We start from the raw sequence: 12,609 nt of genomic DNA, 5'->3' as shown, positions 1-12,609 counted from the left end.
ACGCGCCAGTGGCGCCGCTGGGGGGCGGCGCCACTGGTGTCGGCAGGGTGTTCAGTTGTCCACCGTCGGGTCAGCTGTGTCGTCCGGGCCGCCGGTAGGCCACCGCGCACAGCGCCACACCGCCCAGGACGGCGAGGGAGCCGAGGGCCGCGATCAGCGCGTCGGGCGCCGAGCCGCCGGTGTTGGGCAGCGTTCCCCCGCTGGCCGACGGACTCGCGCTGTGGGTCGGACCGGTGCTCTGCGTCGCGGTCGGTGACGCGGACGCCGACGGCGAGGAAGTCGGCGAGGTAGTCGGCGAGGGAGACGACGTCGGGGACGGAGACGGGGACGGGGACGGCGACCCGGTGGGAGGGCTGTGCAGGATCACGCCCATGTCGAGGTCGAGGTCGCGTTGGCCCCCGCTGAGCGTGACGGTCTGGGTGATGCCGGTGGTCGGGTCGGCGTCCGAGTCCCTGGCCGGATCGGTGCCCGCGCCCCGCTTGGTGACGATGGCGCCGTCGGGCAGGGTGGACAGGTCGAACTGGACCGCGTAGCTGCCGTCGGGCAGGTGGTCGAAGAGGTAGTGGCCGCTCTGGTCGGTCACCGTGGCGACCGGCTTGCCGTTCTTGTCGCGGACGGGCTGGCCGTTGCCGTCGAGCAGCTTCACCGTGACGCCGGCGATGCCGGGGTCACCGGGCTTCTGGATGCCGGAGCCGTCCACGTCCTGCCAGACGAAGTCGCCGAGCGCGTTGTCGGACGGCTTGGTCTGCTTGACGGCGACGCCGACCTTGGCCGGCTCGGCGGGCAGCAGCTGGCGGCCGCTGGCGTCGGTGGCGGTGAAGGCGAAGCTGTTCCAGGCGTACTCCCCGTCGGGGGCGTCGACCGAGGCGACCATGGGCCAGGTCAGGGTGAAGGACTCGCCGGAGGGCAGACTGCCGGGGCGGCGGACCCGGAACCAGGTGGCCGTTCCCGGGCCGGGGAAGGTGCTGCTCCAGGTGGCGCTGCTGTTGCAGCCGGTCCGGTTGACCAGGGCGGCGTCGACGCACGGGTTGGGGTCGGTGGTGTACTCGATCACCACGGTCGGGTCGCTGCTGGTGATCGGCTGGCTCAGCGACGGGGTCCAGGCGCTGCCGCGCGGAGCGTCCTGGGTGAGGACGTAGTTGTCGCCCGGGGTGGGCAGCTTGTCGTAGGCGATGAAGTCGGTGACCGGGTCGGGCGAGTCGTTGCGGACGGTCATCCGGTAGGAGATCCGGCCGCCGGGGGTGGCGGTGCCGATGCTGACGTAGTCGGCGTCCAGGTCGCCCATGACCTCCTTGTACGAGCGAAGCACGCTCGGCACGTCCACCTGGATCCGGGAGGAGGCGTGGCACATGAGCTCGGAGGTGTCGCCGTTGCCGTTGAGGTCCAGCACGTCCGGCGTGCTGCCGCTGTCGGAGCCGGAGAACATGCAGGAGACCGGCGCGGTCGGCTGGTCGACGGTGACGTAGATGTCGTTGGTCAGCTCGCCGGAGCGGATGCTGCTGGCCACCTGGACGTCGAAGAGCATCCGGTAGGCCATCGCGTCGTGCAGGTACGTCATGTCGGGCGCGCCGGCCGGCCATTCCATCCTGACGATCTGGCGGCCGTCGGGGCCGGGGGTGACGGTGACCGACGCGGGGGCCTTGGCGTCCGGGTAGTTCGGGTCCGGGCGGGCGGAGCCGTCGACGTAGACGACGCCGGCCGGGAGCACGTCGTACAGGACGAGCGGGCGGGTCAGGTCGCGGCCGCTGCGGTTGTACGGGATGACCTGGAAGGTCGCCGTGCCGCCGGGCGCGGACAGCTCGCCGGCGACGGTGGTCTTGGCCGCGCCCAGGTTGGTCGCGGCGGTGACGGTGGTCGAGGCGCAGGCGTTGGCGGCGGAGGTGCTGGTGCCGTCGCTGGCCGTGGTGTCCAGACAGTTGGTCAGCGGGCTGGGGGCCGGGCGCCCGTCGTGGCCGGGGGTGACGACCTGGGTGACCACCTGCACCGAGTTGCCCGGGCTCCAGCCGGTCGGGATGGGGCCGTTCCAGGTGAACCTGAGGCCGTCGAGCCAGCGGCCGGCCGGGATGCCCAGCTCGTCGTTGGCGGGGTTGCCGGCGCCCTGGACGAAGGTGATCCGGCGGGCGCTGGATCCGTCCAGCGGGCTGGACGGGCTGAAGGTCTGCCAGGTCGGGTCACCGTCGAGCCGGTACTGCAGGGTGAGCGCGATGCCGGTCGGGTTCCACGGCTCGAACTGGAGCGACTGCGGGAAGAGCCAGTTGTACAGGCCGCCGGTGGTGCCGGCGCCGGGGTCGGTCATGGTCAGGCTGGTGGCCGGGCCGGAGGTGTTGGTGGCCGACAGGCTGAAGGAGTTGAGGTCGCCGGAGGTGACGCTGTCGCGCCACACCTTGCTGGCGGTCACCATCACACCGGTGGCCGGGGGCCGGAACTGACCGGTGGTGGTGCCGGCGGTGTCGAGCTGGCGCTCGGCGTCCGGGCCGATCGGGTCGCCGTACAGGTCCACGGTGTTGTCGGAGGTCGTCCCGTCCGGGAAGTCGGCCTCCGGGTAGTTGACGACCAGCACGCCCGGCAGCCGGCAACCGCCGCGGCCGTTGCCGGAGCGGAACTCCCCGATGTCGTAGCCCCAGGTGTTGGGGCCGGGCGCGACCTGGCTCCAGCCGGGCGAGCGGCCGGTGTCCACCACGGCGCCGGGCGGCAGGGTGTCCAGCAGCCGGCTGGTGTCCAGGTCGACGTTGGGCACGTTGTCGGTGGCGCAGGCACTGAACTGGTAGGTGACGGTGCGCCCGTCGCTGCTGGAGGTCTGGATGCCCTTGGTCACCGTGTACTGCGGCTGCACCTGGGCCCTGGTGTCGGCGGTGGCGCTCTGGCTGGGCTCGCCGGTGGCCGTCATGGTGGCCGAGTTGGTGGAGGCCGCCCCGTCGGGGGTGGTGAAGTTCGGGTACTTCATCGTCACCGTGATGGTGGCGGTGGTGCCCGGACTGAGGTCCTTGAGCCTGATGTCCATGGTGCCGCCCATCGCCCCCGCGTCGGGCACGGTGGAGGCGGCCTGGTCCACCGAGGAGGGGTCGGGCGTCCAGCCGACGAACTGCATGTTCGACGGCAGGGTGTCGGTGATCTGCCCGTTGGTGCACTCGGTGATGGAGCAGGTGTACCGGAGGGTGTAGGTGACGTTCTCCCCCGGGGAGGCGGTCGCCTTGTCGACGGATTTGGTGAAAGAGATCGCGGCGTGGGCCGGCGGTGCCAGCACACTGCTACTGAGCAGCGATCCGGCCAGCAGGGCCAGCACCGAGGCGATCCGCCCGGTCCGGAAGTGAATGCGCATTTCGGAAGTTCATCCGACCGTCTGACCGTCCTTCCCGCGACGCAACGCACAACGACGAACTTCCACCCGAACGGCCGCCCCCACCAAGAGGGCCCTGCCGCGCTCGAGAAGAGCACGACGGGGCCCTCGGCAACGTCATGTCCAGGCCGACGCCCGCGATTTAGAGGTCGTAGTACAGCTCGAACACGGCCATGACCTGCATGTATGCGCCTCTGGAAGGGGCCCGCTTCGCGCGCCTTGTCGAGCGAACGGCGACGCCTGGGAGGTCCTCCGGCGCAATGAGGACGGCGTGCTCCAGGTTCGCCACAGGGGCGACTGCGGACGCCCCACTCTGCCCGCCGCCGAGCGCGGCGAACAGGCCGTCGCCGCATGGAAGGAGGCGACCTGAGTGGAGGTGAAGGGCCCGGGAGGTTTGCGACGGATGGCTCTCGGTCGCCGGGCTGATCGCGATGTGCCTGGGCTCGCAGACCCAGCTGTGCCATCGGCTTCGACGGCACAGCGGGTGCAAAGGTGAACCTCGTCGCCTGTCCGAGCAGCACGATTACGCTGGGCCGGTCGACGGAATCCATCAGCCGGTCAAGGCCCCGACCGTACTGGTGTGGGGTTGGTTGAACGCTCATGCCCCTGTGCATGACTTCCCACCATCACCTTGAGGCGCCGAAGTTAGTGGCTGCGGTCATCGCCTCGCGGGGTGCCTGGCATGTTGAAGGTGAGGTTGGAGAAGTCTCGTCCCTGGACGATCGGGCCGCTCTGCGTCCCGCCGCTGATGGTGTTGTGGACGGAGGTAGCGGAATCGGTCGTTGTCCGGGCCCACCATTCATCGAGAAGCATGCGGAAGTCCGGGTCCAGGGCGGCTCGTACGCCGAGAGCGGTCGCCAACGCCTGGGCCCGCCCGGGGTCGGCGGGCACCGACTCCAGGGCCGCGAGTTCCACCTCGCCAGAGCTGATCCCGGGCACCTCCTCCTGCTCTCCGCCACGGCGGAAGGGGCGCCTTACCAATGTGGAGAGCCCCTGCCACGCCTGGCGGCCGGCCTCGCCGGCGACGCTGCCGGCGAGTGCCGTGAGGGCAGCGGCGGTGATCGGATCCACAGCAGTGCTCCTTCGTTCATTGATGTCGGTCGTTCACACCATAGGGAGAACCTGCCGGGGAGGCATGGGTTTCTCCGGACCGGGTCTGCGGATCGGTGAGACTCGGCCTCGAGCGTGCCGTCATCCTCCTTTATGGGTCCTAGTGTTGGCCCTATGTCTGAGGAGACGCGCAACAGCATGGACGGGCGGGCGGAGACGGTCGTCCAGGCCCGGAGCATCGGGGAGGTGCACTTCCACCAGCACGGTGGCGGCCCGGAGAGGTCGGCTACGCCATTTCAACTGCCGCCGGTCACCGTGCGGTTCGAGAACCGCAAGGTTGAGCAGGAGCGCGTCGTTCGGGCCGTGGCGGAGCACACCGAGGACGCCGGTCCGTTGATCGTGGCGCTCACCGGGATCGGTGGGATTGGCAAGACGGCCCTCGGGTACCAGTTGGCGCGCCGGTTCGCCGACCGGTTCCCGGACGGGGTGCTGCACGTCGATCTCGACGACCTGCGCCGGGAGGGCGTGGTGGATGTCGCGGATGCCGTCGGCGGCATGCTGACGGCCCTGGGGATTCCGCCCGAGTGGCTGGAGCACAGTGCCGCCGGGCGGTCGAAGCAGTACTGGTCGCAGACCCGGGACAAGCGGCTCATCGTCCTTGTCGACAACGCGCGGTTCGGCAGCGAGGTCCGGGCATTCCTGCCGGCCTCGGGCAGGAGTCTGGTGATCCTCGCGAGCCAGTCGCCGCTGCACGACCTCGACGGAACGGCCGCGGTGGAGGTGGCCGTGGGCCCGCTGTCCCTGGACGACGCGGTGCGCCTGCTCGGGAATATCGTGGAGGACCCGCGGCTGCAGGCCGAGCCGGATGCCGCCGCAGAGCTGGCCCGAGGTTGCGGGGGCCTTCCCGCCGCGTTGCAGGTGGCCGGGCAGTGGGTGCGCAAGTACCGTCGACGGAGCCTGTCCCGGCTGGTAGAGGAGCTGACCGCCGAGCTGCACGGGAAGGGGATTCCCATGGTCGAGGCCGTCTGGGACGCCGCGTACGAAGGGTTGGCACCGGATGCCGCCCGGCTCTACCGGCTGCTGCCGCAGCACCCCGCGCCCGCCCTCGGAGCGCTGCCGGCCGCCGCCTTGCTCGACAGTGCCCCCGACCGGGCCGCGGACGCACTGGAGGAACTGGAGGCCGCCGGCCTGCTGGAGTACCGGCCGGACGGGTACCGCATGCACGACCTCCTGCGTGGCCACGCCGAACGCCGAGCCCGGCAGACCGACCCGGACGGCAGGGCCAGGATGGCCGCCCGGCTGTCCGTCGCCAGGTGGTACCGAAGGCAGGCCGCCCGTGCGGACATCGCGGCGGCCGGCCGACGGATGACCTTCGCACCACTCGTGGACCCGATCGGCCCGGAGGTGGCCGACGTGGACTTCCCGGATGAGGCGGAGGCCTACCGGTGGCTGGAGTCGGCGCGGCTCGCTCTGTTCGGGTGTGTGCGGACCGCCGCCGAGGACGGACACCACGAGGACGCCTGGGCGCTCTGCGAGCCACTGTGGACCCACTTCCTCGACCATCCGCACTACGTGGACGTGATCGACGCCTTTCGGCTCGGGGCCGCCGCCGCCGATCGGGGCGAGTTCCTCCCGGCGATGGTCCGTATGCGGTGCCAGCTGGCCCGCCCGCTGTGGGAACAGGGACTTCACGAGGAGGCGGCCCGGCACATCGGTCAGGCGCTGCAAGCCTCGCGGATGTTGGGTGGGACACTCCCCGACCGGGCGCAGGAGCGCAAGCTGCAGGCGTCGGTCGTGGAGTTCAGCGGCCTGCTGAAGTCCGCTACCGGCGACCTGAGCGGGGCCTCCGCCGACTTCGAGGCGTCCAGGACGGTGCATGCGGAGATCGGGAACGACTACGGCGTGCTCCTCCAGACCTACCTGCTCGGTCGAACCGCCCTTACAAGCGGAGATGTCGAGAGTGCGGTTCGGCTGTTGGAGCAGAGCCATCGCATGGCGCGGGACCAGGGGCGCGGCCGGATGACCTCACGGTCAGGCTTCGAACTCGGGCGGGCGCTGCGGCTGTTGGGGCGCGCGCAGGAAGCGGAGGTACTGGTCCGCGCTGCCTTGGACGGTGCCCGCGCGCGGCGCTCGGGCACCGACGAGGTCCGGGTGCTGGAGGAACTTGCGGTCCTGGCGGAGGGGCGGGGCGACACCACCGAGGCCGAGCAGCACCGGGCCGCCGCCCGGCAGGTCCGGGATGGACACTGAGGAGGGGCCGAGGGCGGTCAGAGCTCGTGGTCGAGGTCCTCCACGGTGGGAGGGCACAGACGGACACGCACTGTGAGCGGCCCCGTCTCGCACTCAAGGACGACCGGGACGGCAGTTACCGCGGTGGCGGTCGTCGCGGCACCGAGCCAGGCGTGCACCGCCGAGACCACGGTCACCGGGTCGACGCGCGACACCCGACCCCCGGCCCGGTGGGGCTCCACCTGGACGCTGAACAGGCCGTGGACACGGTGCCTGATGAGGCACCGCTCAGAGGTCAGGACTGCGGCGACGGTACGGCAGAGCGGTGCCTCCTCCAGCATGCGAGCCGTCCATCCGACAGCCGTCCAGGTGGCTGGGGCCCGCCGCGGATCAGCCGTGCCCGCCGGGTCGGCCGGTCGGGCGCACCGCCACAACACGGCCGCGCTCTGCACCGCTCGCGGTCCGGACCCTGGATGCTCGGCCGCGAGGTGGTGCACCACCTCCTGGGTGTGCGGCGGGAAGCGCGCGACGCTGATCCGATGGCCGTCCGTCTCCACCCGGACGGCGTGCGCCACCGGCCGGCGGCCCACGTTGACGGGGGCAGCAAACGCCAGGGCCTCTGGAGCCGCAGCGATCGGGCGTAGACCGAGCAGCCGGTAGAGCAGCCGTTGCAGTCGCGGCAGAGCCTCGCCTCGTCGAGCGAAGGCGGCCTCGGCCACCGGGCGGGTGTCCAGCGCGGCGGCCTTCCGCAGGACCTCCTCCACCTGCTGCGCCTGGACGAGCCGGGGCGCCAGGGCGAGCAGCCGCGCCATCGGGCTCCCCGGGAGCAACTCGCTGCTGCCGTCGTACGCGCCCACGATCGAGCGGCCGATCGCGGCCGCGTACAGGGCGGTGGATCCGTGATCGGTGATCACGGCGTCCGCCGCGACCAGGAGCGCGGCCCACTCCTCGTACGGCCGGGACAGCACCAGCCCTGCGTCCAGGGCCGGGGCCAGTTGGCGGGACAGGTCGAACGTGCCGGTCCGGCTGTGCTCGTTCGGGTGCAGGACCAGGGCGACCTGATAGGCGTCCTGGGGCAGCAGGGCCATGAGCTCGCCGGGCAGCTCGGGGCGTCGGGAGAGGAGGGATTCCGGTCCCCATGTGGAGGTGAGCACGAGCAGTCGTCGCCGTCCGGTCCTCAGGGCGTCGCGGTAGTCCGTACGGTGATCGGCGGAGGCCAGGAATCGGTCGAGCGTGGGATCCCCGACCACCCTGGCCCGGCTGGCCAAGGAGGGGCAGTAGTGGGTCAGGAGGGCGACCTGGTCGTCATGGGCGAGGGCGTGCAGATCGGCCCAGGGGGTGCCACCGGGGAGCAGGTAGGCGGGGTCCAGACCGGACGGCACGTCTGGTGAACCGTCGTCGTCGACGGCCTTGTTGAAGCCCGCCCCGTGCGGGAGCAGGACCCGAGGGCCGGAGAGCTTACGTAGGTCGCCCTTGGGACTCGCGGCCAGGACCAGGTCGTGGTCGGCGCGGAGGGCTTCCTCCCACGGCACGGTCCGGGCACCGGACCGGTCGAGTGCGGCGAGAGCCTCGGCGTCGAAGTCGGAGCCCGGGGCGAGGGTGAAGCGGGTGGTGATGCGTGGATCTCCGAGGAATACCGGCAGCACCTCCAGAAGCCGGTGGAGTGCCCCTGCCGAGCGCACCGGGACCAGGACTGCCCGCTGCCCGCTGCCCGCTGCCCGCTGCCCGCTGCCCGCTGCCCGCTGCCCGCTGCCCGCTGCCCGCTGCCCGCTGCCCGCTGCCCGCTGCCGCAAACTGTCCACACTATCGGGCTGGATGGACCCGACGCAAGGGGGCCGAGGTGCGGCGGACTCAACTTCGTGGGCCTCGTGTGGCATGTCCCGATCGTATAGATCGAACCGTCGTCTTCCGGGCGGTCCTTCCAGTAACGTGATCTCGTAGGCGATCCGGAGAGGCGGTGGGCTGCGTGAACGGGCGGGAGAGCGCGGAGCACCCCGTGCCGCCGCACGTGATCAACAGCCTGCCGGGGACCGTGCACGGTCAACTCGCCCAGGTGGGCAGCGTCCATGGCGGCATCACCTTCAACTACCACTCGGCGCGGTCCCCTGGCGCGGAGCCCCGGCGTCCTGACCAAGTGCCCCGGCCACCGCGCCGCTTCGTCAACCGCGAGTGGGCTCTCGCAGAGCTGGATGGGGTGTTAGCCGCCGGTGAGGGTGCCCCGGGCTGTCCCGTAGGAGTGTTCAACGGTCTTCCCGGTATCGGGAAGACCGCTGCTGCCTGTCAGTGGGCCCACCGTCATCAGGATCGCTTCCCCGGCGGCCAGTTCTACGTGGACTTCGGGGCCCTGGGTGAAGGCGCCGGCGGGGACGTCTCGGAGGCGCTGGCAATGTGCCTGCGCGGCCTCGGCGTGTACGACCCCTATCTGCCGGCCAAGCTCGCCGACCGTGCCGCGCTCTACCGCACCCTGTCGGCGGACCGGCGGATGCTGGTGGTGCTCGACGATGTCAGCCACCCGGCCCAGGTCACAGCCCTGCTACCACAGGGAGCCGGCAGCGCGGTGCTCGCCACCAGTACCTGGCGGCTGGGGGAGCTGGCCCTCGATGGGGCGGCGCTGCTCCAGCTCGACGTGCTTGACCAGGACAGCTCGCTGGAACTGCTGGCCGCGCTCTGTGGGGAACGACGGGTCGAGACCGAGCCGGAGGCCGCGGCCGAACTGGTCGGGCTGTGCGACGGCTTGCCGATGGCGGTGCGGCTGTGTGCCGCTCGTTTGATGACCCACCGGCGATTGACGATCGGTTCGTTGGTCGGTGAACTGGCCGACGAGCGGAGCCGCTTCAGTCGGATCGCCGAGTCGTCCGGCCACGAGGAGCGCACCATGGCGGCAGCACTCGAACTGGTCTACCGGGACCTCCCCGCCACCGGGGCAGGGGTCTACCGGATTGTGGGCTGCCTCCCCAACCGGGCTTTCGACACCGCGCTGGTGGCGCTGGTCTCCGGGTACCCCCGGGAGGCTGCGCAGGAGGCACTGGACATCCTCGAAGCGGCGAGCCTGCTGACGGAGACCGAAGACGGCCGGTACGTGATGCACGGTCTGGTCCGTCTCCACGCGCGGGACATGGCCCGTCGGCTCGACCCGCCTGACACGGAGCGAGAGGTGGTCCGCCGGGTCAGCGGTCATTACCGCGCCCTGACTCTCCTGGCCGATCTCGCCGTACGGGCCGATCGGTTGAGGATCACCGAGCCCGCCGAGGTGTTCGGAACCGGTGGATCCGGAGCGCATGCCGACGATGCCGGGCCGTTCGGGACGTCGGGCAGTCCCCGACAAGACGCCCTGGACTGGCTGGAAGCCGAACGCGGTGACATCCTCGCCGTGCTCAGGGCTGCCAGGACGTTCGGCTTCGACCGCCAGGTGTGGCAGCTGGCGGAGGCGTTCACCGTGCTCTTCCTGCACCACCGACATCTGGCCGACTGGCGGGAGTCCCTGGAACTGGGGGCCGACGCCGCGGCGCGCGACGGACAGCCGGCAGCCGAGGCCAGGCTGCGAAGCCTGCTCTCCCGGCCGCTGCTCGACCTGGGCCGGGACGACGAGGCATGGACGCAGCTGGAGGCCGCGGACCAGCTGGCCGTGGAGTCGGGCCACCTCGTTCTCCAGGCCTCGGTGCAGGAGTTCCTGGGCCGATACTGGGACCGGCACGATCCGGCTCGCGCGATCGACGCGTACCGTGCCTCGCTCGCGCTCAACCTCCAGGCCGAGGAAGGTCGCGGTGCCGCCCTTGCCCGCTACTTCCTCGGCTGTGCCCAGAGCGCCGGCGGCGATCACGCCGCCGCTCTGGCCGGTCTTGCCGTGGCGATGGAGGACCTGCTCGCCCGGGGCGACACGCGGATGGCGGCGCGGGTGCTGGCGGACCTGGGCCGGACGAGGGCGCGGCTCGGGGACCGCGCCGGGGCGGTGGCCGACCTGCGACAGGCGGTCACCCGCTTGCACGGGGAGGAAGCATCCCATTACGAAGCGCGGGCGTTGGAGGACCTCGCGAACCTGCTGGACGACCCCGCCGAGGTTCGGGACTGCCTGCGCAGGGCGCTCGCGGTCTACGAGGAAGGCGGCAGTCCCCGGGCGGTGGAAGTCCTGTCTCGACTCGCGGGGAGCTGATCGACTGCTGCTGGGCAGTGCGTCCGGAGCCGCAACTCCTGGCCGAGCACTCCGTAACGCAGTGTCATCGTGATGCCGTTCGGTGGTACCCCAAGGCGCAGACAAGTGTACGTTGCCGCAGCGGCCGTTCCCGGGTCCGGGCACGATCCGGCGGTGGTGTTGACCTCGACCGTCCTGCCGTCGCGCAGGCCGACCAGGCAACCGTTCTCCACGGACACCGCTGCCAGCCTTGCACCGGGAAAGTCGGTCAGCAGCTCTGCGATCCGCCGCCTTCCGTCGACGGTGGCGAAGACGGACGAGCGGACCAGGATGGTGGTCGCGCTCTCGGTGAGCCGGGTGTCCGGCTCGTCCACGTCGCAGGCCAGGTGCCGGAACGAGTCCGCTGCCTCCGCCATCCCGTTGGCCAGTGTGGCGGGGAAGCGACGCAGGTCCACCTCGATCATGTCGGCCCGGCGCCCGATGACCGTGGTACGGACCAGCAGGGAGCGGGGCGGTGCGGCGCCCGGCGCCGGCAGCGGAAAAGCACGGGCGGTACGGGCGGACTGTTTGGGTCGGGCCAGACCGAGCAGGTGGTAGACCGTCTCACGGAGCCGGGGGAGTGCCTCACCAGGAGTGGCGAACGCCTCAGCGGCGACCTGTTCGTAGCGGTCCGGGTGGTGATCGGCGAGTGCCGCCTCAAGTTGCCCGGGCAGGGGCCGCGCGGTGTCCAGCCGCGGTGCCGCCGTACGCAGGGACCAGCCTGCTGTGCCGGGGACGGCCTCAGAGCCGAAGGCAGCGAGCAGCACGGGGCGTCCGATCGCTGCCCCGTACATGGTCACCGAACCGTGGTCCCCGATCACCAGATCCGAGGCGACGAGGGCTTGCTGCCAGCCGTTCGTCGGGTCGATGGTGGTCAGCCCGGCCTCCACCGCGGTTCGTTGGAGGACTCCGACTTGCCAAGCGCCGTGCCCGGACCACACATTGGGGTGCAGGACGAGTGCGACTCGGTACTCGTCAACCGGGAGCTGGGCCAACAGCTCGGCGGGCAGGCCCGGGTGGCGTCCGGCCAGTGACTCCGTGCCCCAGGTCGAGGTCACCAGAAGCAAGCGTTGGCCGGGCAGGACGCCCAGGGCGGACCGGTACCGTTCGCGCCATCGGCCGCTGGCGAGCAGCCGGTCGTAGCAAGGGTCGCCCACCAGGACGGTTCTGCCCGCCGTGCCGGGGTGGAAGGACGCCAGCTGGGCCGCCTGGGCGGGGTGTGACACCGCGAGCCAGGCCCGGCGGGCCTCCAGCAGCGTGTCCGGCACCAGACCGGACAGCCGAGTGCCTGCGCTGGCCGAGTCGGGGACTTGCTTCTGGAAGCCGATGCCATGGGGCAGGACCAGGACAGGGTATTCGCCCGGTGGGACGGTGAGGTTCTCGGAAGCGGAGATCACCAGGTCGGGAGCGCATTCGGCGAGCTGCGGCCAGGGCATGGTGCGGCAGCCCAGTGAGCGGAGCAGGTCGAGGACGCCGTCGTTGAAGGCTGACGTCGGGTCGTACGCGAAGACCACGGTGATCCGGGCGTCGTCGTGAAGTATCTCGGGGACCACGTCCAGGACACGCACGAGAGAGGTGACTGTCCGCGCGGCCACGACCACGGTCCGTTCGCCATCGAAGGTTCGCCAGCGGTCGGCACTCGGCCCTACGGGGACGTGAATGCGCTCATCGGGATCCATCGTGTACCTCCGCTTGACCGCAGGATCCCACAGAGCCGCTCAGGCGGCTCGCGGCTCGCGGCTCGCGGCTCGCGGCTCGCGGCTCGCGGCTCGCGGCTCGCGGCTCGCGGCTCGCGGCTCGCGGCTCGCGGCTCGCGGCTCGCGGC

General features: G+C 71.3%; 6 protein-coding genes. 2 read left to right on the top strand and 4 right to left on the bottom strand.

Annotation, left to right across the window (positions count from 1 at the left end):
* Positions 1 to 70: 70 nt before the first annotated feature.
* Both ACIPLC_RS03480 and ACIPLC_RS03475 read right to left on the bottom strand, forming a co-directional pair.
* Complete coding sequence (locus ACIPLC_RS03480; protein ID WP_400470678.1) at positions 71 to 3,319, bottom strand: SdrD B-like domain-containing protein; 3,249 nt, start codon at positions 3,317 to 3,319, stop codon at positions 71 to 73.
* 663 nt (positions 3,320 to 3,982) lie between these two features.
* Positions 3,983 to 4,408 (bottom strand): hypothetical protein, encoded by a 426-nt coding sequence (locus tag ACIPLC_RS03475; RefSeq protein WP_400470677.1) that lies wholly within the window; start codon positions 4,406 to 4,408, stop codon positions 3,983 to 3,985.
* Between the two features lie 153 nt (positions 4,409 to 4,561).
* Here ACIPLC_RS03475 and ACIPLC_RS03470 point away from each other — a divergent pair, with 153 nt between their 5' ends.
* Positions 4,562 to 6,637: an NB-ARC domain-containing protein gene (locus ACIPLC_RS03470; protein ID WP_400470675.1), complete on the top strand. Its 2,076-nt coding sequence runs from the start codon at positions 4,562 to 4,564 to the stop codon at positions 6,635 to 6,637.
* A 17-nt stretch (positions 6,638 to 6,654) separates the two neighbouring features.
* On the opposite strand, the gene ACIPLC_RS03465 is transcribed toward ACIPLC_RS03470, so the two are convergent.
* Complete coding sequence (locus ACIPLC_RS03465; protein WP_400470673.1) at positions 6,655 to 8,262, bottom strand: translation initiation factor 2; 1,608 nt, start codon at positions 8,260 to 8,262, stop codon at positions 6,655 to 6,657.
* Between the two features lie 350 nt (positions 8,263 to 8,612).
* Here ACIPLC_RS03465 and ACIPLC_RS03460 point away from each other — a divergent pair, with 350 nt between their 5' ends.
* The gene (locus ACIPLC_RS03460; protein ID WP_400470671.1) at positions 8,613 to 10,766 is read left to right on the top strand and encodes an NB-ARC domain-containing protein; all 2,154 of its coding nucleotides are present in this window, start codon (positions 8,613 to 8,615) and stop codon (positions 10,764 to 10,766) included.
* On the opposite strand, the gene ACIPLC_RS03455 is transcribed toward ACIPLC_RS03460, so the two are convergent.
* Positions 10,706 to 12,352, bottom strand: coding sequence for a hypothetical protein (locus tag ACIPLC_RS03455; RefSeq protein WP_400470669.1), 1,647 nt, complete (start codon positions 12,350 to 12,352; stop codon positions 10,706 to 10,708). The two genes, ACIPLC_RS03460 and ACIPLC_RS03455, sit on opposite strands and share 61 nt — an antisense overlap.
* Between the last annotated feature and the right edge of the window lie 257 nt (positions 12,353 to 12,609).

Source organism: Kitasatospora sp. NPDC086801, from assembly GCF_044745805.1.
Classification (GTDB): Bacteria; Actinomycetota; Actinomycetes; order Streptomycetales; family Streptomycetaceae; genus Kitasatospora.
Note: the sequence above shows the minus strand (reverse complement) of the source record. Positions and strands in the feature narration are given on the sequence as shown.

Coding starts and splice junctions, on each gene's coding strand:
- ACIPLC_RS03480 (WP_400470678.1), bottom strand. CDS start 3,319: ATGCGCATTCACTTCCGGACCGGGCGGATCGCCTCGGTGCTGGCCCTG.
- ACIPLC_RS03470 (WP_400470675.1), top strand. CDS start 4,562: ATGTCTGAGGAGACGCGCAACAGCATGGACGGGCGGGCGGAGACGGTC.